Annotated in this window: 24 protein-coding genes and 1 pseudogene; 17 read left to right on the top strand and 8 right to left on the bottom strand. The window is 59.1% G+C overall.

The genetic code is table 11. From position 1 onward, the window contains the following. Positions 1 to 13: 13 nt before the first annotated feature. From nifD to nifB, 6 genes are all read right to left on the bottom strand, one after another. Positions 14 to 1,477 (bottom strand): nitrogenase molybdenum-iron protein alpha chain, encoded by a 1,464-nt coding sequence (nifD, locus tag SYN60AY4M2_RS12950; RefSeq protein WP_099813105.1) that lies wholly within the window; start codon positions 1,475 to 1,477, stop codon positions 14 to 16. Between the two features lie 96 nt (positions 1,478 to 1,573). Beyond that, complete coding sequence (gene nifH, locus SYN60AY4M2_RS12945) at positions 1,574 to 2,452, bottom strand: nitrogenase iron protein (RefSeq protein ID WP_011430651.1); 879 nt, start codon at positions 2,450 to 2,452, stop codon at positions 1,574 to 1,576. Between the two features lie 277 nt (positions 2,453 to 2,729). Beyond that, on the bottom strand, positions 2,730 to 3,668 hold the full coding sequence (gene nifU, locus SYN60AY4M2_RS12940) for a Fe-S cluster assembly protein NifU (RefSeq protein ID WP_099813104.1): 939 nt from the start codon (positions 3,666 to 3,668) through the stop codon (positions 2,730 to 2,732). 56 nt (positions 3,669 to 3,724) lie between these two features. Beyond that, entirely contained in the window at positions 3,725 to 4,924 is a 1,200-nt protein-coding gene (gene nifS, locus SYN60AY4M2_RS12935) for a cysteine desulfurase NifS (RefSeq protein WP_041438416.1), read from the bottom strand. 39 nt (positions 4,925 to 4,963) lie between these two features. Then, positions 4,964 to 5,257: a ferredoxin III, nif-specific gene (gene fdxB, locus SYN60AY4M2_RS12930; RefSeq protein WP_099813103.1), complete on the bottom strand. Its 294-nt coding sequence runs from the start codon at positions 5,255 to 5,257 to the stop codon at positions 4,964 to 4,966. 25 nt (positions 5,258 to 5,282) lie between these two features. After that, positions 5,283 to 6,719: a nitrogenase cofactor biosynthesis protein NifB gene (gene nifB / locus SYN60AY4M2_RS12925; RefSeq protein ID WP_099813102.1), complete on the bottom strand. Its 1,437-nt coding sequence runs from the start codon at positions 6,717 to 6,719 to the stop codon at positions 5,283 to 5,285. A 771-nt stretch (positions 6,720 to 7,490) separates the two neighbouring features. Here nifB and SYN60AY4M2_RS12920 point away from each other — a divergent pair. The 14 genes from SYN60AY4M2_RS12920 (at position 7,491) to SYN60AY4M2_RS12855 (ending at position 16,478) form a co-directional block, all read left to right on the top strand. Beyond that, complete coding sequence (locus SYN60AY4M2_RS12920; protein WP_099813101.1) at positions 7,491 to 7,784, top strand: Asr1405/Asl0597 family protein; 294 nt, start codon at positions 7,491 to 7,493, stop codon at positions 7,782 to 7,784. A 54-nt stretch (positions 7,785 to 7,838) separates the two neighbouring features. Continuing rightward, a complete protein-coding gene (locus SYN60AY4M2_RS12915; protein WP_011430658.1) occupies positions 7,839 to 8,384 on the top strand; it encodes a ferritin-like domain-containing protein in 546 nt (181 codons plus the stop codon). 42 nt (positions 8,385 to 8,426) lie between these two features. Next, positions 8,427 to 8,651, top strand: a complete 225-nt coding sequence (locus SYN60AY4M2_RS12910; RefSeq protein ID WP_011430659.1) for a DUF2949 domain-containing protein — start codon at positions 8,427 to 8,429, stop codon at positions 8,649 to 8,651. Between the two features lie 3 nt (positions 8,652 to 8,654). Continuing rightward, positions 8,655 to 9,014, top strand: coding sequence for a Mo-dependent nitrogenase C-terminal domain-containing protein (locus SYN60AY4M2_RS12905; protein ID WP_011430660.1), 360 nt, complete (start codon positions 8,655 to 8,657; stop codon positions 9,012 to 9,014). Then, positions 9,005 to 10,411, top strand: a complete 1,407-nt coding sequence (gene nifE / locus SYN60AY4M2_RS12900; protein ID WP_099813100.1) for a nitrogenase iron-molybdenum cofactor biosynthesis protein NifE — start codon at positions 9,005 to 9,007, stop codon at positions 10,409 to 10,411. Before SYN60AY4M2_RS12905 ends, nifE begins: the two co-directional genes overlap by 10 nt. Then, positions 10,399 to 11,736, top strand: a complete 1,338-nt coding sequence (gene nifN / locus SYN60AY4M2_RS12895; RefSeq protein WP_099813099.1) for a nitrogenase iron-molybdenum cofactor biosynthesis protein NifN — start codon at positions 10,399 to 10,401, stop codon at positions 11,734 to 11,736. The genes nifE and nifN overlap by 13 nt, the downstream gene beginning before the upstream one ends. Before the next feature lie 81 nt (positions 11,737 to 11,817). Then, positions 11,818 to 12,237, top strand: coding sequence for a nitrogen fixation protein NifX (gene nifX, locus SYN60AY4M2_RS12890; RefSeq protein WP_011430663.1), 420 nt, complete (start codon positions 11,818 to 11,820; stop codon positions 12,235 to 12,237). A gap of 2 nt (positions 12,238 to 12,239) precedes the next feature. Further along, on the top strand, positions 12,240 to 12,695 hold the full coding sequence (locus tag SYN60AY4M2_RS12885; protein WP_099813098.1) for a NifX-associated nitrogen fixation protein: 456 nt from the start codon (positions 12,240 to 12,242) through the stop codon (positions 12,693 to 12,695). 90 nt (positions 12,696 to 12,785) lie between these two features. Further along, on the top strand, positions 12,786 to 13,019 hold the full coding sequence (locus SYN60AY4M2_RS12880; RefSeq protein ID WP_240527856.1) for a CCE_0567 family metalloprotein: 234 nt from the start codon (positions 12,786 to 12,788) through the stop codon (positions 13,017 to 13,019). Further along, positions 13,016 to 13,381 (top strand): nitrogenase-stabilizing/protective protein NifW, encoded by a 366-nt coding sequence (gene nifW / locus SYN60AY4M2_RS12875; RefSeq protein WP_011432069.1) that lies wholly within the window; start codon positions 13,016 to 13,018, stop codon positions 13,379 to 13,381. Before SYN60AY4M2_RS12880 ends, nifW begins: the two co-directional genes overlap by 4 nt. 42 nt (positions 13,382 to 13,423) lie before the next feature. Beyond that, positions 13,424 to 13,723: a 2Fe-2S iron-sulfur cluster-binding protein gene (locus tag SYN60AY4M2_RS12870; RefSeq protein WP_099813376.1), complete on the top strand. Its 300-nt coding sequence runs from the start codon at positions 13,424 to 13,426 to the stop codon at positions 13,721 to 13,723. Between the two features lie 80 nt (positions 13,724 to 13,803). After that, on the top strand, positions 13,804 to 14,130 hold the full coding sequence (locus SYN60AY4M2_RS12865; protein ID WP_099813096.1) for a ferrous iron transport protein A: 327 nt from the start codon (positions 13,804 to 13,806) through the stop codon (positions 14,128 to 14,130). 94 nt (positions 14,131 to 14,224) lie between these two features. Continuing rightward, positions 14,225 to 14,482 (top strand): hypothetical protein, encoded by a 258-nt coding sequence (locus SYN60AY4M2_RS12860; RefSeq protein ID WP_011432066.1) that lies wholly within the window; start codon positions 14,225 to 14,227, stop codon positions 14,480 to 14,482. 343 nt (positions 14,483 to 14,825) lie between these two features. Then, a complete protein-coding gene (locus SYN60AY4M2_RS12855) occupies positions 14,826 to 16,478 on the top strand; it encodes a helix-turn-helix domain-containing protein (RefSeq protein ID WP_099813095.1) in 1,653 nt (550 codons plus the stop codon). Positions 16,479 to 16,506: 28 nt separating this feature from the next. Here SYN60AY4M2_RS12855 and SYN60AY4M2_RS12850 read toward each other — a convergent pair whose 3' ends face one another. Beyond that, the gene (locus SYN60AY4M2_RS12850) at positions 16,507 to 16,716 is read right to left on the bottom strand and encodes a molybdopterin-binding protein (RefSeq protein WP_099813094.1); all 210 of its coding nucleotides are present in this window, start codon (positions 16,714 to 16,716) and stop codon (positions 16,507 to 16,509) included. Positions 16,717 to 16,989: 273 nt separating this feature from the next. Between SYN60AY4M2_RS12850 and modA the strand changes: the two genes are divergently transcribed. Continuing rightward, complete coding sequence (gene modA, locus SYN60AY4M2_RS12845; RefSeq protein WP_240527855.1) at positions 16,990 to 17,733, top strand: molybdate ABC transporter substrate-binding protein; 744 nt, start codon at positions 16,990 to 16,992, stop codon at positions 17,731 to 17,733. 37 nt (positions 17,734 to 17,770) lie between these two features. Next, positions 17,771 to 19,558 (top strand): molybdate ABC transporter permease subunit, encoded by a 1,788-nt coding sequence (gene modB, locus SYN60AY4M2_RS12840; RefSeq protein ID WP_099813092.1) that lies wholly within the window; start codon positions 17,771 to 17,773, stop codon positions 19,556 to 19,558. Positions 19,559 to 19,574: 16 nt separating this feature from the next. Here the strand turns inward: modB and cobJ are convergent, their stop codons facing one another. Beyond that, positions 19,575 to 21,470: a precorrin-3B C(17)-methyltransferase gene (gene cobJ / locus SYN60AY4M2_RS12835; protein ID WP_099813091.1), complete on the bottom strand. Its 1,896-nt coding sequence runs from the start codon at positions 21,468 to 21,470 to the stop codon at positions 19,575 to 19,577. Between the two features lie 76 nt (positions 21,471 to 21,546). Here cobJ and SYN60AY4M2_RS12830 point away from each other — a divergent pair. Next, positions 21,547 to 21,751, top strand: a pseudogene (locus tag SYN60AY4M2_RS12830) (hypothetical protein); the annotation flags it as partial.

Genomic DNA, 21,751 nt, shown 5'->3' with positions numbered 1-21,751 from the left:
TCCCGGCGGCAAGCTAAGACTTCCAGGGGGCTTTGACCAGATCCCAGGTGGGGCTATTCAAAGCCAAATCCATATCGCGAGCGAACACGGCAAAGCCGTCGTAGCCGTGGTAGGGGCCGGAGTAGTCCCAAGAGTGCATCTGGCGGAAGGGCAAAGCCATCTTTTGAAAGACGTACTTCTCCTTGATGCCGGAGGCGATGAGATCTGGCTTCAACCTCTTGGCAAATTCTTCAAACTCGTAGCCGGACACGTCATCGTAGATGAGGGTGCCGTCGTCGATGTACTGGGTGGTGCGCTTGTAGTCGTCGCCGTGGCCGAATTCGTAGCCGGTGGCAATCACCTCCATGCCCAGCTCCCGGAAGGCCGGGATGACGTGGCGGGGCCGCAGTCCGCCCACCATCAGCATCACCCGTTTGCCCTCGAGGCGGGGACGGTACTTGGCAATGATGGCCTCGCTCTGGGGCTTGTACTTGGCGATCACCTGCTCCGCCTTGGCCTGGATGGTCTCGTCAAACCGCTGGGCGATGGCCCGCAGGGATTTGGCAATTTGGGTGGGGCCAAAGAAGTTGAACTCCAGCCAGGGGATCCCGTAGGCTTCCTCCATGTGGCGGCAGATGTAGTTCATGGAGCGGTAGCAGTGGATGAGATTCAGCTTCACCCGAGGGGCAAGCAGCATCTCGTTCCAGGTGCCATCGCCGGAAAACTGGGTCACTACCCGCAGGCCCATCTCCTCCAGCAAAATCCGGGAAGACCAAGCGTCGCCGCCGATGTTGTAGTCCCCAATCAGGGCCACATCATAAGGGCCGGGCTCAAAGTTGAGGGATCCCTCCTTGGCTTTCTTGTCGGCAATGGGCAGAACCCAGTCCCGCACTGTATCGTTGGCGATGTGGTGGCCCAGGGACTGGGAGACCCCCCGAAAGCCTTCGCAGCGCACCGGTACCACCGGCTTGCCAATTTCTTTGGAAACTCTCTTGGCCACCGCCTCGATATCATCCCCAATTAGGCCAACGGGGCATTCGGACTGGATGGTAATGCCTTTGGCCAAGGGGAAGAGTTCGCTGGCTTCCACCAAGAGTTTGGCCAGTTTTTTGTCCCCCCCGAACACCACATCTCGCTCCTGAAAATCGGAGGTGAACTGCATGGTAACGAAGGTATCTACCCCGGTTGTGCCGACGTAGTAATTGCGCCTTCCCGACCAGGAGTAGTAGCCGCAGCCCACGGGGCCATGGCTGAGGTGGATCATGTCTTTGACCGGCCCCCACACCACCCCCTTGGAACCGGCATAGGCACAGCCGCGAGTGGTCATGACGCCGGGGATCGACTTGATGTTGGACTTTACTCCGCAATCCGTTTTGCCCTTGTCGTAGACGTTGAGGTGTTTGGCTCGCTTTTGCTTGGCCTTTTCCGGATAGGTTTCCAGAACTTCTGCAATAACTTTTCGGTTTTCCTCTTTGAGGGCGCTTTTTGGAGTAGTCATGGGAAGAGCCTCATCTACTGGATTTTTTTGAGAAAGAAACTAGGGGGAACCGAGGGCCGAGGGAGGAAGGGATCCACCCCCAGCCCATCTTTAAGTTCACACTGGGGCCAACTCTTTTTCGGTTTTGCCGATGAGGTGGGCGATTTTCTGGTCGTCGTCCAAAACGCCGAACTCTATCAACAACTGCTCCAGCTCATCCATAGAGATGGGGGTGGGGATCCTCAGATCCGTGTTGTTGATGATCTTTTTGGCCAAGGCCCGATACTCGTCAGCTTGGTTGCAGTCGGGGGAGTACTCGATCACCGTCATGCGGCGCAATTCTGCGTGCTGAACCACATTGTCGCGGGGGATGAAATGCAGCATTTTGGTGTTGAGCTTTTCGGCCAGAGCTTCGATCAGCTCGATCTCGCGATCCACTTTGCGGCTGTTGCAGATCAAGCCACCCAAGCGCACGCCGCCAGAGTAGGCGTATTTCAGCACGCCGCGGGCGATGTTGTTGGCCGCATACATGGCCATCATTTCGCCGGAGCAAACAATGTAGATCTCTTGGGCCTTGCCCTCCCGAATGGGCATGGCAAAACCGCCGCAGACCACGTCCCCCAGCACGTCGTAGCAGACAAAGTCCAGATCCTCGTAGGCACCGTTTTCTTCCAAGAAATTGATGGCGGTGATGATGCCTCGTCCGGCACAGCCAACACCAGGCTCGGGGCCACCGGATTCCACGCAGCGCACCCCTCGGTAGCCGGTGAGCACCACTTCTTCCAGCTCCACGTCTTCTACGGATCCCCGCTCAGCAGCCAGGTGAAGGACGGTGGTCTGGGCTTTGCAGTGCAACATGAGGCGGGTGGAATCGGCCTTCGGGTCGCAGCCGACGATCATGATCCGCTGCCCCAATTCGGCCATACCGGCAACGGTATTCTGACAGGTGGTGGATTTGCCGATACCGCCTTTGCCGTAGAATGCAATTTGTCTCATGGTTCAGTTCTCCTAATGAAGACTTGAGGAAAGACTTGGGGGCGACTTAAGGGTTAGAAATCTCCTGCCAATGGGCGCAACTGGTCGCATTAGCGAGACGGGATCCTTACTGCAAAGGATTTCAGCTCGCGGGAAGGCAGCCTTGGATCCCTTGGAATCCAAAAGCAAACCGGTCGAGCGGTGGGGCCCTCCCGAATTGATGCAGGAGATGGGGGAAGCGACGGGGAGTAACAGTGGGGCAGATCATAGGGCTCTCAGGCTTATCGAGAATGGGCAACTAGAGGGCATGCACGGTTAACGTGGGCCACACCTGTTCTTGCAGGCGGGTTTCGATGAGCAACCGCAGCGTGTTTTGCTGGCTGGGGCAGGCGGCGCAGGATCCCTTGAGGCGCACCCACACCTGATCCCCTTCCAGGTCGTACAGCTCCACATCGCCGCCATCGGCCAACAGCAGCGGGCGAACTTCCTCCTCCAGGACGGCCTGAATGCGGGCGATCTTTTGCAAGGTGGTGAGGGGAGGGGGTGTCGCTGTTGCCGAGACAGGAGGGGGAGCAGCAGGAGAGGGCTCTGTCTGGTTTTGGGAGTTCCCTTTTGAATTTCTTGAATCTTCTGAAGGGGTTGCGTCAGTCTCGGCCAGAACGGCGGCGATCAGGTCTTCAATCTGGGCCAGGCAGGAACCACAGCCACCACCCGCTTTGCTGTAGGCTGTTACTTCCTCAGCGGAGGTGAGGTGGTTTTCCCGGATCAGGCGGCGGATCTTCTGCTCGCTGACGCCAAAGCAGGAGCAGACCAAAGCGCTGTCATCATCCGTGTGGTCAGGCAGAGGAAGGCCGCGATAGCTGTAGATGGCTGCCTCCAGAGCCTCTTGCCCCATCACCGAGCAGTGCATCTTGGCGGGGGGCAGGCCGCCTAGGTAGTCAGCGATTTGGCGGTTGTCGATCCGCAGGGCTTCATCCAGAGTGAGGCCGGTGATCAGCTCCGTCAGAGCCGAGGAAGAGGCGATGGCGCTGGTGCAGCCGAAGGTTTGGAAGCTGGCAGCTAAAATCCGCTCGCTAGCCTCGTCCACCTTTAAGTAGAGCCGCAGGGCATCGCCGCAGGTGATGCTGCCCACTTCTCCCACCACCACCCGAACACCGGGCTCGGAGCTGGGATCCATCGCCCCTTGGTTTTTGGGGTGGTAGAAGAGTTCCAAAACTTTTTCGCTGTAGTCCCACATGGCTGGATCCTGAGTTGAGGATGCTAACGGTCGAGGGAAGATGAGTTTGAGGGGGGTCAGCGGCGAGCCAGTTCCCGTTCCTGCTGTTGCAGCCAGTCTTCCGCCTCGTGGCTGAAGGGGGAGATGGCCCGCAAATGCTCAATGATCCCCGGCAAAACCTCCAGCACCCGCTCCACCTCTGCCGGCTGGGTAAAGCGGGAGAGGCTGAAGCGGATCGAGCCGTGCAAAACGGTGTAGGGCAGGCGCATGGCCCGCAGCACATGGGAGGGTTCCAGGGATCCGGAAGTGCAGGCGGAGCCGGAGGAGGCGCAGATGCCGTATTTGTTCAGCCAGAAGAGGATCGCTTCCCCTTCCACGAACTTGAAGCCCAAGTTGGTGGTGTTGGGCAGCCGCTGAGTGGGGTGGCCGTTAACCTGGACATCCGGGATCCGCTGTAGCAAGCCCTGCTCCAAGCGATCCCGCAGCAGCCGCTCATGGGGATCCCCGAGGTGGGCTTGGGCCAGCTCAGCCGCTTTGCCCAGAGCGATGATGCCCGGCACATTTTCCGTCCCGGCGCGGCGGCCTCGCTCCTGATGCCCTCCCAGCAGCAACGGACGGAAGCGCAAGCCCCGCCGCACATAGAGAGCGCCGATCCCCTTGGGGGCATGCAGCTTGTGCCCGGAAAGGGTGAGGAGATCCACCGGCAGGCGCTGCAGATCGAGAGGGATCTTGCCCACCGCCTGTACTGCGTCCACATGGACAACAGCCCCATAGCTGCGAGCCAGGGATCCCACCGCCTCGATGGGGAAAAGCACGCCCGTCTCGTTGTTGGCGGCCATGCAGCTCACCAGGGCAGTATCGCCGGTCAGGGCTGCTTCCAACTCCAGCAAGTCCAGGCAGCCTTGCTCATCCACCGAGAGGTAGGTGACGCGGTAGCCTTGTTTTTCCAGGTGCTTGCAGACGTTGAGCACCGAGGCGTGCTCTACCTGCGTGGTGATGATGTGGCGCTTCTGGGGTTGGGCTGCCAAGGCTGCATAAATGGCCGTGGTGTTGCCTTCGGTGCCGCCACTGGTGAAGACAATCTCCGTCGGGTCGGCTCCCAGAAGGGCTGCCACCTGTTCGCGGGCTTGGTTAAGGGCACGCCCCACCTGGCCGCCAAAACTGTGCATCGAGGAGGGGTTGCCGTAGAAGGTCTGCAAATAGGGCAGCATCGCCTCCAGAACCAGGGGATCCACGGCGGTGGTGGCGTTGTTGTCCAGGTAGATCACGGGGTTCATACAGGCTCCGAATCGATACAAGGTAGGGGTTGGGCAACGTTAAACGGCTTGCGGAGCGTGGGAATGGCACTGCTTTGGGCAAATGCGGGCGCAAGCCTGACAGCCGATGCAGAGGGCGGCATTGAGGATGGTCATCACTTTGCGCTCACTTTCTCCTTCCTCTTCGTTGTCGACAAACTCGCCGTCTTCGTTGAGGGCTCTGAGGGCAAACACACCACGGCCACAGACTTTGAGGCAACGGCTACAGCCGAGGCAGCGGCTGATATCCAGGCTTTCGATAAACTGTGGGATCCAGGGCAGTCCGCCTTTGGTGAGAGCAGTTACAGTAGCCATGGCCGCGTCTCCAAAAGATGAGGTCTCAAGATCGGGAAGATTTGCTGTCCAGGGCCTGGTTGACCAACCAGGTGCGGTAAAACTTGAGGGCCACCGTTTCAATGAGGTCGTAGTCTTCCACCACTTCGATGCCGGCCTCGCGAATACGCTTCATGGGGCAATCGCCGATCTTGGAGACCAGCACGGCTCGGCAATCCCTGATGAGATCCAGAATTTGCTCTAGGTTGTTGTCCTCGCCGGATCCCCCGTGGCAGTACTGCGGAACCTTGCGGTGGCCGACAAACTGCGCCCCACGGGCGTTGACCTCGTAGATCAAAAACTCCCGCGCATGGCCGAAGTGGCGATTGACCAGGCCGCCGCCTTTGCTGGCTACGGCCACCAGGATGGAGGGGCTGTCGGGAGGCAGGTCGGCTGTCCAGTGGGTCGGGGCTGCCTGCTGCTGAGCTTGCAGTTGGGCAATGCTTGCCTGGACCTGGCGGCGTTTTTCGGGGTCGTATTCGGGGGTCATCTGCATAAAGCGCTCCTTGGTGAACTCTTGGCTGCGGTCTTCCCCCAGCAGGCCCACCGCGTCCGCCCGACACTGGCGACAGTGGCGCATCATCCGCATGTTGCCGGAGCACCGATCTTGCAGGGCTTTCAACTCCTGAGGGGTGGGGCCCCGCTGGCCGATAAGGCCGAAGTAGGTGCCGTGTTCAGGCGCCGAGATCAGGGGCATGATGTTGTGCAAGAAAGCCCCTTTCTCCTGGATCACCCGGTTCACTTCCAGCAGGTGGGTGTCGTTGATGCCGGGAATGAGAACGGAGTTGACTTTGCAGAGGATGTCTGCCTCCCGCAACAGATCCAGGCTTTCCATCTGCCGCTCGTGCAGGATGCGGGCTGCCTCCACCCCCCGAATGCGCTTGCGCCGCCAGCGGATCCAGGGGTAGATCTTGGCTCCGATCTCTGGATCCACCATGTTGATGGTCAGGGTGACGTGGTCAATGTTCAGCCGTTTGATCTCGTCGATGTAGTCCGGCAACATCAGGCCGTTGGTGGAAAGGCAGAGCTTGAGATCCGGAGCTTTCTCGGCAATGCGGGCAAAGGTCTCGAAGGTTTGCTTGGGGTTGGCCAAGGGATCCCCAGGCCCAGCAATGCCCACCACCGTCAGTTGCGGGATCTTGCCGGCAATCACCAGCACTTTGTGGGCGGCTTCCGCCGGGGTAAGCAGCTCGCTGACCACACCGGGCCGGCTCTCGTTGGCACAGTCGAACTTGCGGTTGCAGTAGTTGCACTGGATGTTGCAGGCGGGGGCTACCGCCACGTGCATGCGGGCGTAGTGATGGTGAGCTGCTTCGCTGTAGCAGGGATGGGTGGCGATGCGTTGCTGCAGATGAGGGGGGAGAGCCTGGCGGGGGCTGCTGCTGCAAGCGCAGGCCGATGGGAAGGGGGATCCCTGGCGGGGCGGAGTTGAAAGGGGCGGCATAGTGGGGTCAACCAGGGGATAGAACGTTACTGGCGGTTATATCAACCGCCCTCTGCCCGCTCCGTTGCACTCAGCCCGGTAGAACTGATCGAGTTTATTGGCTTTGTACTCAAGACCTGCAAAGCCTGATGGCAGGCCAAATCCAACTTTTTTTAGGGGTCAAGGGTCTGGTTTTTCAAGGCCGGGGATGCCGTATTTTGACCCAAAGGGGCGGGGGATCCGGCTGTGGGGAGGATCCCCGGAATCCCTGATTCGACAAGGGCTTGGGGCAATGCTTAGGAAATACTAAAAATCTGCTCAGATGCACTCAAGCGCCGCAGCCTCGGCTGCGTTTTGCATCAATTGCTACGATTTAATATCGTATCAGCCCAAAAGTGTATTGAAAATAGCCGTTTGAGTTTGAGGAAAGATCCCCCTGGGGCAAAGTCCTCGCCAAGGAAGTGAAGACTATTGCGGCGGCAGGCCGTCGGACTTTCTTGTTGTGACAGGGGGGATGTACTCGCTCAAATACCCATACCCTTCCCCAAAAATACCGGATCCCTGCGGGCAAAAGACTCAACCCCCTGCCCTCAGAAAAACTTTTTTTGCGCTCTGGGCCAAGCTTCCAGGGTTTGAGTACATCGGCAATAACTCAATCAATCCTGATCGCCCGCTGCCAAGCCTGAGCCCCTGCAGCCGCTTGCTATAAGCGGGGGATATAAGCGGGGGAACAGAAACCCAACGGTTCTGCCCTCTGCTGAGACTCCCTCCTGCTTCCCAACCGGTGAGCTTATGTCCCCCCTTGTTTCTCCCCCACCGAAAACGGCTGAAGTGCTGCAGGTGCCCCGTTGCGATCGCTGGCGGATTCTCTACCGTCTGCAGGAGCTGGATTTGACCTGTGGCTGTACCCCGACCGGCCAACTGTGGGTGATGATTCGCACCCCCACCGAAGCCCTCCTCGTCCACAGTGTGCTCCGCCTTTTCACCCTCAACCGCTCTGGCTGGCTGAGTTGGTTGGATCGCTGCTGGTCTCTCCAGACCTGGGATCCCCCTGAGAGATCTGCAGGAGGGGATGACCACCCCTGAACCTCTGCCGTTTGCCTCCTTGCTTCTCCTGTTCACCTCGTTTTGGTAGCGCCAATGAGCACTCCATCCCCCTCGACTCGCTCCTTCCAACAAGTCCGAGACAACCCCGTTCACCTGGGACGGGAGATCACGGTTCCCATCTGCGAGGGCCTCAACCTAGTTTGGGCCAGTCTTCAGGGGCTGTATTTGCAGTATCTGAAGCACCATCTGGTTGTCGAAGGAGCAGAGTTCTACTCAATTCATCAATTTTTCAACGAAAGTCTACAGGAAGTTCAGAACCACGCCCATGAGGTGGGGGAGCGCCTGAACGGCCTGGGTGGGATCCCGGCCTCCAGCTTTGCCAAGCTGGCGGAGCTGTGCTGCTTCAGCCCGGAAGGGGACGATGCATTGGCCGTGCGGCCCATGCTGGAAGCGGATTTGCGGGCCGAGCAAAGCCTGATCGATCTGCTGCGTCGCCAGGCGGCTCTGGCGGAAAGTGTTGGGGATCGCGCCACCCGTCACCTCTACGAGCAGATTTTGCTGCGGACGGAAGAACGGGCCTTTCACCTGGCCCACTTTCTGGCTGCCGACAGCTTGGTTTTGGGCTTGTCCCCATCCTAGCTTGCCCATCTACGCCCACCCCTCGTTTTGGGAGACTCTGCCATGCTTACCCCCGATCGGGCGCCGCTGCTGCAGTTTTTGCAAGTTGAGCTTGGGATCCCGGAATCCGCCCTCACCTTCGCCCTGAAACGGCATGGGTGTGAACAGGGCCCTTTGCCCATGATTCTTTGGCATTACGGGCTGATTTCCTTGGAGCAACTGGAGCAGATTTTTGAATGGTGTGCTCCCCCTCCTCTTGTTACCAATTCTACCCATTCGGAGGTTTAAGCCATGACTTATCCCTACCCTTCTCTTCCCTTTCCCAGAGTCGGCAACCCTTTGGGATGGCTCGGCCTGGTTTTGAACTCAATTTTCAGATCCGCCCTGAAGTGGCCGCGCCGCTGGCTCAACAGCATTGAAATTCGGGGATCCCGGCAGGCGCGTTGGATTTGTCGTTTGATCCCGGCTTCCTGTCCCTTTGAGCGGGATATCCGACTGGGATCCCGCACCGTCCACATTCCGGCCCTCTGTCGCATCAACCCCCTCTACGAGGAGATCATCGCCCTGCGGCTACGGGCGGCGGCTTATCTGGCCGAAGCTGCGGCTCAACCCCAGCCCCCCTCTTCTCAGGAGATCCCATCATGCCCATGATCAGCCGGACTAAAGTGGCGGAGCTGCTCAACGAGACCGCCTGCGAGCACAACCACAAGAAAGACGGCAAAGGCAAAAACAAGGTCTGTGCCGAGCAAGCCAAGCCAGGAGGAGCGCAGGGAGGCTGTGCCTTTGACGGGGCTTCGATTGCCCTGGTGCCGATCGCCGATGCCGCCCATCTAGTACATGGGCCAATCGCCTGCAGCGGCAACTCTTGGGGGACGCGGGGCAGCCTCTCTTCTGGCCCCCAGCTTTATCGGGTGGGCTTCACCACCGATCTGAGCGAGAACGAGATCATCTTCGGGGGGGAGGAAAAGCTGTTCCAGGCCATCCTTGACTTGCAGGCCAAATACCAGCCTGCCGCCATTTTTGTCTATCTCACTTGTGTAACTGCCCTCATTGGCGACGATGTGGAGGCCGTGTGTCAGCGGGCCAGCCGACAGCTTGGGATCCCGGTCATTCCGGTGAATGCGCCCGGCTTTGTGGGCAGCAAAAACCTAGGCAACCGTCTGGCCGGAGAAGCCCTGCTGGACTATGTTATCGGCACCGCCTCCCCGGAGTACACCACTCCCCGCGACATTAACCTCATCGGCGAGTACAACATTGCCGGCGAGCTGTGGGATGTCTTGCCTCTGTTTGACGAGCTGGGGATCCGCATCTTGGCCAAGATCACCGGCGATGGCCGCTACCACGAGATCTGTACCGCCCACCGGGCCAAGCTGAACGTTCTCATCTGCGCTAAAGCCTTGCTCAATGTGGGCCGCAAGATGCAGGAGCGCTATGGGATCCCCTACATTGAGGCTTCCTTTTACGGGCTGCAGGAGATGAACCACTGCCTACGGGCCATTGCCCAAGGGCTGAAGGATCCGCAACTGCAGGAGCGTACCGAGGCCCTCATCGAGCGAGAAACTCGCGCCACCGAGGCGGCTTTGGCCCCCTACCGGCAGCGGCTGGCGGGCAAACGAGTTGTCCTTTATACCGGCGGCGTGAAAAGTTGGTCGATCATCTCCGCCGCTCGAGATCTGGGGATGCAGGTAACGGCCACCAGCACCCGCAAAAGCACCGAAGAAGACAAAGCCCGCATCCGCGAGCTGCTTGGCCAGGATGGCATTCTCTTGGACAAGGGCAGCCCGCAAGAGCTGCTCAAGGTGGTGGAGCGCACGAAAGCGGACTTGCTCATCGCCGGCGGACGCAACCAGTACACCGCCCTCAAGGCCCGCATCCCCTTTCTGGACATCAACCAGGAGCGGCACCATGCCTATGCCGGCTATCGCGGCCTGGTGAACTTGGCGCGGGAGATCGATGCCGCCCTCCACAGTCCCATTTGGGAGCAGTTGCGACGGCCTGCCCCCTGGGAGACCTCAGCAGCAAAGGAGGTGGGAGGATGGCCCAGTTGATTCAAGAACGCAAGCCCCTCAGCGTCAACCCCCTCAAACTCAGCGCTCCGCTGGGGGCGGCCCTGGCCTTTCTGGGGATCAAGGGCTGTCTGCCCCTCTTCCACGGTTCCCAAGGCTGTACGGCCTTTGCCAAAGCGCTGCTGGTACGTCATTTCCGCGAGGCCATTCCCATGTCCACCACTGCCATGTCCGAAGTGGACACCATCTTGGGAGGCGAGGAGAATGTCGAAGCTGCCATCCTCACCTTGGTGGAGAAGGCCCAGCCGGAGCTGATTGGTCTTCTGACCACCGGCCTCACGGAAACCCGCGGGGACGATATGCCGCGCATCCTGCGGGAGCTGCGCCGACGCCAGCCGCAATTGCAGGATCTGCCCATCGTCTTGGCCTCCACGCCTGACTTTAAGGGATCCCTGCAAGACGGCTATGCCATCGCCGTCAACAGCTTGGTCAGCACCCTGCCGGAATCGCCGTCGGGATCCGTCCGCCCTGCCCAGGTAACGGTGCTGTGCGGGCCTGCCCTCACCCCTGCCGACGCCCAGGAGATCAAAGAAATGGCAGAGGCTTTTGGCCTAGAGCCGATCCTGGTGCCGGATCCCGCGGGTTCCCTGGACGGACACTTGGGCACCGGCTTTAGGGCGACCCCAGACGGCGGCACCACCCTTGAGCAATTGCGCCAGCTCGGGCGTTCCGGCCTCACCATAGCTGTCGGCGAGAGCATGCGCCCTGCCGCTCAGATCCTGGCCCAGCGCTTTGGCACCCCCTATCGGGTTTTCCCCCACCTGACCGGTCTCAAGGCTGTGGATCCCTTTTTGGCAACCTTGGCCGACTACAGCCAACAGCCGGTGCCCCTGCGCTACCGCCGCCAGCGCAGCCAAGTCCAGGATGCCCTCCTGGATTGCCACTTTTTCTTCGGCAACCAGCGGATTGCCTTGGCCCTAGAAGCCGATCTGCTCTGGGGGTGGGTGGACTGGCTGCTGGATATGGGCTGTCAGATCCAGGCGGCCATCAGTCCCACACCGGATCCCCACTTGAGCACCCTTCCCATTGAGGCAGTGCGGGTGGGGGATCTGGGGGATCTGGAGGAGCTAGCACCCGGGGCCGACCTGCTGGTGGGCAACTCCCACGTGGCGCGCCTGGGCAAGCGGCTGGGGATCCCGGTGCATCGGATGGGGATCCCCATCTTCGACCGGCTGGGGGCCAACCACCTCTGTCAGGTGGGCTATCGCGGCACCCTATCCCAACTGTTTGCTGTCGGCAACCTGCTGATGGAGCAGGAGGAAGCCCGTCACCCCAGCCCACCCCAGGTTTCTGGGCATGGATTCTAAGGGATCCAGAGCTTCGAAGGGCAGCCCAAGTGCCCCTAGCTCCCCCAAACCCTCAAGTTCACGTTTCTAAGGAGAACGCCTATGCAAGTGGCCTTTACAACCCGCGACGGCAAGCACGTCAATGCCCACTTTGGCTGGGCCAACCAGATCGACCTCTACGAAGTCACCCCCGAAGGCTACCGATTTTGTAAGACCCTCACCTTTGGGGGCAACTTGGAGGCAGATGGCAACGAGGACAAGCTGGTGCCCAAGCTGCAGGCTTTGGCCGATGTCACCCTCATCTACGTGGCTGCCATTGGCAGCAGTGCCGCCGCCCGCCTGATCAACCGCCGCATCACCCCCATCAAAGTGCAGTCGGAAGAAGAATCCATCGAGAGCTTGTTGCAGCGCCTGGTATCCACCCTGCACAACCCTCCCCCCTGGCTGCGCAAAGTGCTCTTGGCCGAGCGCGCCCGCAAAGCCGAAGCCCCAAATCCCTCTACTTCCCCTGCGGAGGTTTAGCCATGACGGTTACCCCTCTTTCCCCCTCGACCAGCCCCATCTTGCAAGAGATCGTTCGCCAGATGCGGGCGGCGGATCCCTACGGCACCTACCGCGCCTGGAGTGATGAGTTGCTGCTCAAGCCCTTTGTCGTCACCAAAGCCCAGAAGCGCCAAATATCCCTGGAAGGGGAGGTGGATCCGGCAGTGCGGAGCCGCATCCTCATCTACTACCGCGCCATTGCCGCCCTGATCGAAAAGGAGACGGGCCTCCTGGCTCAGGTGGTGCTGGATCTCAACAGTGAAGGTTTTGGTTGGGTGCTGGTCTTCTCAGGGCGGCTGTTGTTGGTGGTCAACACCCTGCGAGACGCCCATCGCTTCGGTTTCGAGTCTCTCGAACAGCTCACTGAAAAAGCTACTGCCCTTATCGACAAAGGGATCCAACTGGCCCGAACCTACCCCGAGGTGGGCCGGCTGTAGCCGCCTGCCTCCCCTTTTGTCTGTGCAGCAATTTCTTTAGCCATCAGGAGTGCCTTGCCCATGTTGAATGAGAGGGATGTTGAAAATGTTGTGAACGACCTGGCTTTCGAGCCCTTCGAACACCTCTCTGCCGACCAGCTCCGCAGCGAGATCAAGCGCCTAAACAGCAAAGCAGGCCAACTGAAAATGGATCTGCACGATCTGGCCGAGGGGCTACCCGACGGGTTCGAGCGACTCCCCGACTTGGCAGCCCGCACCTATGCCCTGTTTGCCCGGCTGCACACCCTCAGACAACGCTTGAAAACCCTGGAGACCTGCCGATGAGTTGGAACCACAACCGCCGTTGGAAAGACTTCCAAGCCCTAGTCAATGCCGAAGATTATTTCGCTTTTTTCGAGCTCCCCTACGATCCGCGGGTGGTCAACGTGAATCGCCTGCATATCTTACGCAAATTCGCTCAGTATCTGGCTCCTCTGGAGCACTTCCAGGGCAGCGAAGAAGAATGGCTGGAGCAAGCCCGGCAAGCGCTGGAAAAAGCGTATCAAACCTTTCTCACTTCTACCCCGCAGCAGGAGAAGCTCTTCCGAGTCTTTCAAGACTATGGTTGTCCGGATCCCGTTGGCGGCTGTGCCGGCTGCAGCTCTTCGGGAGAGCGGGGCGAATGCAGCCCTGGGATCCCTGCCTAAGCTCCCTTGTTTACCCCTCGTCAACTCTCTGGAGATCTCATCATGGCTACCTACACAGTTCACTTGGTTAACCCAAAACGACGGCTCGACACCTATATCTCAGTAGATGAAGATTCGACCATCCTAGAAGCGGCTGAGGATCAAGATGTGGATTTGCCCTCTTCCTGCCGCTCCGGTAGTTGTTCCTCTTGCGTGGCCAAAGTGGTAGAAGGAGAAGTCGATCAATCGGAGCAAACCTTTCTGGATGAGGAGCAAATAGCCAAAGGATTTGTGCTGCTCTGCGTGGCTAAACCTCGCTCCAATTGTACGATTCGCACTCACCAGGAAGCTTACTTGGTTTGATAGACGGCTGCTCTCCAGTTGCTCGCCGATAGGCTTAAGCAGCCTTTTTTCTATTTTTTTCTAGAATTAGGGATCCCTATATGTTGGCACCGCCCACCGTCCCTAAGATCTCAATAACCATATCTCCTCTCCAACTCATGAAGGTTGGAGAAGAAGGTCGCATCTACCAACTGCGCGGATCCGAAGCTGCTTGCGCCCAATTGCAGCAAATGGGTCTCCCTCCAGGTACCTATCTCCAGGTTATCCAACGTCACCCTGAGTGGATCCTACTCCTACCCAGTGGCCAACTTTCCCTTCCTGCTCATTTAGCTAAACCCATCTGGGTTTACATGGATCCCCGTTGCGCCTTGATGTCTACCCAAGAACCGAATAAGAAAACAATCTTAAATTTGCCAAGAGCCTTCTAAAATGTAGTCTATTTACCCAATTTTTAACTTGCAATGAGAGACACTCAAGGTAAGCACATCTCTTCATAACCTATCTTGATTTGGGAGCAAAGCCATGAACACCTGTTTGTTGCACCTGGGCTCCATCCTTAAAGCTGCTGAAGAGCTTAGCCTTGTGGAAAAGCCATTTCCCAAGTTGCAACACATCCAACTCTGCACAGGACTAAGCCCAGAGGAAATCGTGCGGGCGCTGGAGCTAGAACCCAATCCCTTGGGTTGGCATCTGGAGCCAAGCCACAACCTTGCCGATGAATCGACGTATTGGGTGGGCGGACGACCTTGTGTCGGCTTGGTTATTGAGCGTTTCGCCTGACACTTGTTGCAGTTCGGATCCCTAAAAGGCTCTCAAGGGGGGAGGAGTAGCCTGCAAAGCCATCTCAAAAGTTCACTGCAAACATTAGAAGTTAAGAGAAAACAAAGCTTTCCAGAAGGTTCACCCTAGACCAAATCTCCCTGGCCTGCCGGGGATCTTTTGAGGTATCGTTCAATCCAGTTCACGAATTGAGCTTAGGAAACAGACCTTAAACTAAGGTCTCTCGCCGGGCTGCCACGGCTTTGCGAGGAAGGTCTCCATGGCCGGGTTTAGGGTTTTGCAGATGCGATAGCAGGCGTGAACAAAGGAGAGCTACAGGGAAACGCTATGGAGTTCGAGGGCTATGGCTTATCAAATCTCAGGGGATTGTATCGGTTGCAACGCTTGTGTAGATAGCTGTCCTACGAAAGCTATTGTTGTTCAGGATGGGGAATACTGGATTAATCCTCTGTTGTGCAATGACTGCGAAGGTTTCTTCCCAGAACCTCAGTGCGTTAGCCTGTGTCCCAGTTCTGCCCCGCAGCCTTATGAAGCCATGAAGGGGCGCAACCGCACGGTCACGGCCCGCATTCGCAGCAGTCCACCTCTATTTTTGAACGGCCATAGCCAGGCTTTTGCTTCGTCAATTGTGGTCTGGGAAGCTTGCAATTTCCTATCTCAATTTCAATCTCTCAATCTGCAAAAGCAGGGAGATAACCAGGTTTGCTATCAGAAATCTGTTGGCCACAACCAGGGATCTCTGACCCTAACTCTATGTTTGGACGGGATCCCAAAAAGTGCTCCGATCGATGTGCGAACTGCCTGTTTGCATCTTATTTTTGCTGCCTATGCCGCCGGGTTGGATAGCCCCTGGAAGGAATCCTTTGTTTTCACCGACTCACAATTGGAGTCCTATTTGGGCTGGGATAAACGTAAAGATCTGAGCAAGATGACCCGTCTCCACCTGTTCATGACCTGGATAGAGCAGCTCTGTCGGATTCAAGTCTCCATCGATTGGCCGGATCAGGGGCGGGTGAAGGGGTTTTCGGTACCGGCTGGCCCTCTGTGGAGGCTGCTCAAGATGCATCGCCACTTTCAAAAAGATGAGCAGGGCTGCAACCATCTGGTGGGCCTGACTTGGGCGATCCAGCCCGGCGAATGGACACGGTACTTTCTCAATCGACAAGGGTGCCGCCAGGGGCAAGCCTTTTATCAGTACAGCAGCCTGCCCCTATCCCTGCTGCAGGCCGTGATGAGCCATTGGCAACACCATGAAGGAGCCATGCGCCTGCTGCTGTGGCTGTTGTTCAAAGTGAGGATGGGGCGGCAACAGCGTCTGACGGTGCCCACCCTGATGCGAGTGGCCTACGGGGAAGAGCGACTGCAGGAAGCTTATCTCAATCTCCAAGAACGCAAACGGCTGGTGCGCACCTTTGAAAGCGATCTGGAGGTTCTCAACCACTACGGCCTCAAGCCGGAGTTCGATCCCCTCACCTATCCTTCTTCCATTCAACCCCTGTGGGCTCGCCTGGAAGCTGTGCCCGAGGATGCGGACGAGGCATTGAACTTTTGGATTGAAGATGCCAACAACGGTGGCTTGCTGACGGCTGCCGGGCCGCGGGGCAAGTGGGGACTCTTGATGCAGGCTCGCATTCAACGATTTCATCTGCCCTCCGACTGGCATCGTCAAGCAGTTCAAGAAGCCAGATCCCCAACCCGAGAATCGGGATCTCGGCGGCAGCGTAGGGCAAAGTCTGCGCCTGTTGCAACAGACTCGGATCTCCCTGGCCCTCCCGAAAACCCAAAAGACTTCCCCTCAAGCAAAGCTTTGCGTGGAGCGGATATCTCGGCGGCACGCCGGCAAAAGGGAATCAGCCAGCGGGAATTGGCCCAGAGGCTGGGGCGCAGCCAGAGCTGGGTGCGGGATGTAGAGAATGGGCGGCTTCGGATCAGCCTAAACGATCGCCAGCGCCTTATCAAAGCCCTGTATTTGGATCCCAGGCAACAGCAAGTCTAGGCCAGTCACTCAATTTGCTAATCCACCACTAATCCACGGCGATGACCACATCCGAGGCTTTGATGGCAGCATACGCTTCTTTCCCAACTGCTATGCCCAACCGTTCGGCAGAGTGCTTAGAAATAATGGCTGTTATTTCTATGCCTGGTGCAACTTCCAGAACAATTTCGGCATTGACCATGCCTACCTGGACACTTTTTACAGTTCCTTTAAACAAGTTGCGAGTGCTGATTTGCATGACTTCTCCTTTGTTGAACAAGCAGAGCAACAGGGGTGTTGACCGAACTGAACAAGAGAGGAGCTTGCCGGATGGTCATTCAACACCGGTTTCAATACTATCAGATGCTTATCGTTGCCTCTGGGGAGGAAGGGCTGCCAATAGTCTAGATTATGTATCCTGAAGATACAAACTGCAACCTCTAATGGTCAAAGTACCGAGCGATTGGTGGATTTTCCTGTTCTGAAAGTCGTCACGGGTCAAAGAAAAATGGCTATGAAACGAAGAACTGCAATGTTATTCCTGGGGATCCTGGCCGCTCTGGCTTTGAGGTGGGGGTCGGCTCCCGGCTTGGCACAATCTCAGCCCATTTTGGTGGGGGCTGCGGTGAGCTTGCAACCGGCTTTAACGGAAATCGACCGGTTGTTCACCGCCCGCTATCCCGACATCAAGGTTGAGTACAACTTCGCCAATTCCGGCTCTCTCCAGCAACAGGTGGAGCAGGGGGCTCCTTTGGACGTGGTATTTTTCGCAGCCGCCTCTTTTATGGACGCCCTTGCCCAGCAAAACCTGCTGGTGGCAGGATCCCGGCGAGATCTTCTCAGCAACCGCATGGCTTTAATTGTGCCTGCCAATGCCAGAACCAAGGTTCAGGATTTTGCCGACTTGGTGGCGGAAGAGATCCGGGTTCTGTCCATTGGGGATCTGCAGGCCATGCCCGCCGGACGCTATGCCCAGGAAATTCTCACCCAAGCAGGGGTGTTTGAGACGCTGCGGCCCAAGATGGTGTTTGCCAGCACGGTGCGGGAAATCTTGACGGCGGTAGAACAGGGCAATGCTGACGCCGGGATCCTGTTTACCTCGGATGCTCAGCTTTCAAATCGGGTGCGAGTAGTGGCTACGGCGGATCCCATTACGCCAATTATCTACCCGGTGGCCTTGGTGCGCGATACTCCCGCCGGACGGTCTTACTTGGAGTTTTTGACCTCAGGGGAAGCGGCAGAGGTGTTTGTGAAGTACGGCTTTATCCGCCTGTGAGGGATCCCTCTGCAATGGCGCGGATGAGTTACTCCAAATGAGCGACTACGACCTATCCCCGCTTTGGATCTCCCTACGGGTTGCCGGCTTGGCCACGGGCATCACCTTTGGGGTGGGGACGCTGGCGGCTTACGGGATGTTGCACTACCGAGGTCGCTGGCGCTCTCTCATCGAGGCCCTCTTGTTGGCGCCGCTGGTGTTGCCGCCCACCATGGTGGGGTTCCTATTGTTGCTGCTATTTGGTCGGCGAACCCTTCTGGGACAACTTTTGGCCTCGCTGAACCTATCGGTCATCTTCACCTGGTATGCCGGGGTGATCACGGCAGTGGTGGTGGCCCTGCCCCTGATGTACCGCACGGCCTTGGGAGCTTTCCAGCAGATCGACCCGACGCTGGTGGCGGCAGCCCGCACCCTGGGAGCAAGTAGGGCCAAGATTTTTACGCAGGTGCTGATCCCTTTGGCCTTACCAGGGATCCTAGCGGGGATTACCCTCAGTTTTGCCCGCGCTCTGGGGGAGTTCGGCGCCACCTTGATGCTGGCAGGCAACATCCCAGGCCGCACGCAAACCCTGTCCATGGCCATCTTCTTTGCCGTTCAGGCGGGGGACATGCGGGGGGCGGCCATCAGCTCGGCCCTGGTCTTGGGGTTGTCCTTGGGGGTGATGACGGCAGTTAACCTTTGGTTTCAGCGACGGCCCTGGCAGCGACCTCCCTCTCGTCCTCTACAGGTTCTCACCAGAAGGGATCTGGATTTCTCAACTCCGGCCCCCCGCCTCTGGGTAGACATTGACAAGAAGCTGCCCCAATTTGAGCTGCAGGCGCAACTGAGCTGCGACGGGCGACCCCTGGGCTTGCTGGGGGCCTCTGGATCCGGCAAAAGCCTACTTTTGCGCTGCATTGCCGGGATCGAAACCCCGGATGGTGGGCGCATTTTGCTCAACGAGCGGGCCCTGTTCGACGCCGAACAGGGGATCCGGCTGCCCCCCGCTCAGCGACGGGTAGGGGTGATCTTCCAAAACTACGCTCTGTTTCCCCATCTCACCGTCGCCCAGAACATCGCTTTTGGGATCCCTGCGGGCTTGAGCGAAGCGGAAAAACAGGAGCGGATCCAGGCCCAGCTGCGGTTGGTCAAGCTGAAAGGCTGGGAAAACCGCTATCCCACGGAGCTCTCCGGAGGACAGCAGCAGCGGGTGGCCCTGGCGCGAGCCTTGGCTTCTGAGCCGGAGATCTTGCTGCTGGATGAGCCTTTTTCTGCTTTGGATGCCCACCTGCGCAGCCAACTGGAGCAGGAGATGGGGGAGATCCTAGCCGACTACAAGGGAGTCACGCTTTTGGTAACCCACAACATTGAGGAAGCCTTCCGCCTCTGCGGGGATCTGGCTGTAATGGAGCAGGGGCGAATCATTGCCCAGGGGGACAAGCGTCAGCTATTTGAGGCTCCCCCCTGCCTTAGTGTGGCGCAACTGACGGGTTGCAAAAACATCTCGCGGGCCAAGCTCCTGGGCCCTCAACGGGTGCTGGCCTTGGATTGGGGCTGTGAGCTGCAGGTACAGGGATCCCCAGCGGGAGAATACATCGCCATCCGCGCCCACCACCTCACCTTCAGGCCCGACGGGAAGCTGCCCAACACGTTTCCGGCTTGGCTGGTGAAGTGGAGCGAGACCCCCCACCGACTGACTCTCTTCTTTAGGCTGGGCGGTCCTCCTGCCCACCGCCAGGACTACCACCTGCAAGCTGAGGTGTGGCGGGAGCGCTGGCGCGAGGTGGAGACTTGGGGATCCCCCTGGTGGCTGCAGTTGGATCCCCGGCATCTGATGGTGTTTTGAGTCTGGAGCCCAGGAGTCAGGTGGGCTCGCCCAAGCGGTAGCCCCGCGGGGTAATCAGCCGCTCCCCATGGCGAAAGGTCTGGGAGTTGCCGATAAGAACCAGGGTGAGCATGTCCACCTGCTCTGGATCCAGCTCCCCTAGGGTGGTGAGGTGGAGGGTTTCGCCGGGGCGGTAGAGGTTGCGGGCCAAAGCCACGGGGGTATGGGCGGGTCGGGCCTGCAAAAAGATCTGCAGAGCCTTGAGGAAGGGATCCACCCGCTGCCGGGAGCGGGGGTTGTAAAGGGCCACCACAAAATCGGCAGCTGCAGCCGCCTGCAGGCGTTTTTCGATCACCGGCCAAGGGGTAAGCAAATCCGAGAGGGAAATGGCGCAGAAGTCGTGCATCAGCGGAGCCCCCAGCCGGGCAGCAGCCGCCTGGAAGGCAGAGATCCCCGGCAGCACCTCCAGAGAAGGGCGGATCCCATCCCAGCCAGAGCGGACCAAGCACTCCAGCACCAAGCCCGCCATGCCGTAAATGCCGGCATCCCCCGAAGAAATCACCGCCACCTTCAGCCCCTGCTGCGCCCAAGCAATCGCCCGTTCGGCTCGCTGCAGCTCTTGGGTAATGGGAGAGGCCTCCCGGATTTGGCCGGGGTGCAAAAGGGGATCCACCAGATCCAGATAAAGCTGGTAGCCAACAACCACATCGGCCTGAGTTAAAGCCATACGAGCAGCCAAAGTCAATTGACCCAGATCCCCAGGACCAGTGCCGATGAGCCAGAGGTGGCCGCTGCGAGGGGAATACTCCTGCGCCGCGCGGGCAATGGCCAGGGTGCAGGCCCCTTCGGTTTCTGACGTGAAGACCTGCTTGGGGCAGAGAAGAGTTGCCTTCCCCTCCGCAACGCAAGAGGGCCTCTCAAAAGCTCGGTCACCTCTTCCCCAGATCTGAGCCGCCAAAAGAGCAGCCGCCTCGGCTACGGAGGGGGTGCCCACCGCCTGCCGCACCGCCTCCGAAGGGTGGGGAACCGGGATCCCAGCCAAAGCCTCTGCCGGGAAAAACTCAATGGGCCAGCCGTGGGCCTGAGCCAGCTCCAAAAGACCCGGCTCGTCTTGCTTGAGCTCTAGGGTGGCCAGGCCGGCAATGGCCTCGAACGCCAGCCCCTGGGCCTGCAGCAGGCGGCGCAGGGATCCCTCTAGCCAAGCGCGGGTGGTGCCCCGCTCGCAGCCCACCCCCACCCACAGCACCCGCGGATGCCAGTGCACTGTCGGGATCCCCGTGGCAGGGGAGAGGTATTCCCCAATCCAGATCTGGGCAACGGGATGGGGAGGAGAGGAGGCCACTGGGGGATGATCTGCCGGCCAAGCTTGTCGCCAAAGCCGCGTGCCGCAGGTCTGGTGAACGGCCACCGGCTCTCCCCGCGTCAAGGCGGCTGCCACCCCGTTCCAATCTCCAGCGCCCCGCCGCCAGCCGTAGGGATCCCCCAGCAAATCCAAAGGCGGGATCCCCAGCCCCTCGGAAGCAGAGGTGAGAACCGGCTGGGCTCCCAAGGTAGCGGCCACCTGCCGCGCCAGGGCATCGGCCCCCCCCACATGTCCCCCGCACAGGCTAATAGCCCAGCGACCGGCTTCGTCCACCACCACCACCGCTGGATCCCGCTGCTTGTCCTGCAAGAGGGGGGCAATGAGCCGCACCACCGACCCTGCGGCCAAGATGAAGAGACAGCCCTGCACCTGGGGCCAGGTTTGGGCAACGGCTTCTGCTAGGGAGCCTGGCGCTGTGGGATCCTTGGGATCCCCGTAGGCTTGCCAGGGGGAGGGCAGCCCCTGCGGGTCAGCTTTGCTCCAGCAGATGACCTCCTTGCCTAGGAGGGGGATCAGGGAGTCGGCCAACCGGCGGGCGCGCGGGCTGGGGGCAAACAGAGCAAGCTTCATCGAGCGTGGGCCAAGGCCAGGATTCTCCCCGGATCCTATACTGGACATAGAGCCACCCGCGAAGGGACAAGTGCCGATGGTCATCCCACCTGGACTGATGCTGCCCCTAATCCCCCTGGAGGTTTTGCTCTCCACGAAGGGGCTGATGTTTTTGCTGCTATCGGCCTATGGGGGGGCCATGTGGACATTCTTAAGCGGCGCTCCCCGCGTCCACACCATCATCGTGCCGGACTTGGAGCAGGCCAGAGGGTTTTACGAGAAGGTGTTGAAACTGCCGGAAG

This window comes from Synechococcus sp. 60AY4M2 (assembly GCF_002760375.1).
Lineage (GTDB): Bacteria > Cyanobacteriota > Cyanobacteriia > Thermostichales > Thermostichaceae > Thermostichus.
The sequence above is the reverse complement of the archived record's forward strand: the minus strand, read 5'-3'. Positions and strand labels throughout refer to the sequence as shown.

Excerpts from the sequence above, each read along its gene's own strand:
- SYN60AY4M2_RS12850 (WP_099813094.1), bottom strand. The coding sequence starts at position 16,716 with ATGCAAATCAGCACTCGCAACTTGTTTAAAGGAACTGTAAAAAGTGTC.
- SYN60AY4M2_RS12855 (WP_099813095.1), top strand. The coding sequence starts at position 14,826 with ATGGCTTATCAAATCTCAGGGGATTGTATCGGTTGCAACGCTTGTGTA.
- SYN60AY4M2_RS12865 (WP_099813096.1), top strand. The coding sequence starts at position 13,804 with ATGTTGGCACCGCCCACCGTCCCTAAGATCTCAATAACCATATCTCCT.
- SYN60AY4M2_RS12905 (WP_011430660.1), top strand. The coding sequence starts at position 8,655 with ATGACTTATCCCTACCCTTCTCTTCCCTTTCCCAGAGTCGGCAACCCT.
- SYN60AY4M2_RS12870 (WP_099813376.1), top strand. The coding sequence starts at position 13,424 with ATGGCTACCTACACAGTTCACTTGGTTAACCCAAAACGACGGCTCGAC.
- SYN60AY4M2_RS12910 (WP_011430659.1), top strand. The coding sequence starts at position 8,427 with ATGCTTACCCCCGATCGGGCGCCGCTGCTGCAGTTTTTGCAAGTTGAG.
- SYN60AY4M2_RS12915 (WP_011430658.1), top strand. The coding sequence starts at position 7,839 with ATGAGCACTCCATCCCCCTCGACTCGCTCCTTCCAACAAGTCCGAGAC.
- nifH (WP_011430651.1), bottom strand. The coding sequence starts at position 2,452 with ATGAGACAAATTGCATTCTACGGCAAAGGCGGTATCGGCAAATCCACC.
- nifD (WP_099813105.1), bottom strand. The coding sequence starts at position 1,477 with ATGACTACTCCAAAAAGCGCCCTCAAAGAGGAAAACCGAAAAGTTATT.
- SYN60AY4M2_RS12920 (WP_099813101.1), top strand. The coding sequence starts at position 7,491 with ATGTCCCCCCTTGTTTCTCCCCCACCGAAAACGGCTGAAGTGCTGCAG.
- nifN (WP_099813099.1), top strand. The coding sequence starts at position 10,399 with ATGGCCCAGTTGATTCAAGAACGCAAGCCCCTCAGCGTCAACCCCCTC.
- nifW (WP_011432069.1), top strand. The coding sequence starts at position 13,016 with ATGAGTTGGAACCACAACCGCCGTTGGAAAGACTTCCAAGCCCTAGTC.
- nifB (WP_099813102.1), bottom strand. The coding sequence starts at position 6,719 with ATGCCGCCCCTTTCAACTCCGCCCCGCCAGGGATCCCCCTTCCCATCG.
- nifE (WP_099813100.1), top strand. The coding sequence starts at position 9,005 with ATGCCCATGATCAGCCGGACTAAAGTGGCGGAGCTGCTCAACGAGACC.
- nifU (WP_099813104.1), bottom strand. The coding sequence starts at position 3,668 with ATGTGGGACTACAGCGAAAAAGTTTTGGAACTCTTCTACCACCCCAAA.
- modA (WP_240527855.1), top strand. The coding sequence starts at position 16,990 with ATGTTATTCCTGGGGATCCTGGCCGCTCTGGCTTTGAGGTGGGGGTCG.
- SYN60AY4M2_RS12885 (WP_099813098.1), top strand. The coding sequence starts at position 12,240 with ATGACGGTTACCCCTCTTTCCCCCTCGACCAGCCCCATCTTGCAAGAG.
- modB (WP_099813092.1), top strand. The coding sequence starts at position 17,771 with ATGAGCGACTACGACCTATCCCCGCTTTGGATCTCCCTACGGGTTGCC.
- fdxB (WP_099813103.1), bottom strand. The coding sequence starts at position 5,257 with ATGGCTACTGTAACTGCTCTCACCAAAGGCGGACTGCCCTGGATCCCA.
- SYN60AY4M2_RS12860 (WP_011432066.1), top strand. The coding sequence starts at position 14,225 with ATGAACACCTGTTTGTTGCACCTGGGCTCCATCCTTAAAGCTGCTGAA.
- cobJ (WP_099813091.1), bottom strand. The coding sequence starts at position 21,470 with ATGAAGCTTGCTCTGTTTGCCCCCAGCCCGCGCGCCCGCCGGTTGGCC.
- nifX (WP_011430663.1), top strand. The coding sequence starts at position 11,818 with ATGCAAGTGGCCTTTACAACCCGCGACGGCAAGCACGTCAATGCCCAC.
- nifS (WP_041438416.1), bottom strand. The coding sequence starts at position 4,924 with ATGAACCCCGTGATCTACCTGGACAACAACGCCACCACCGCCGTGGAT.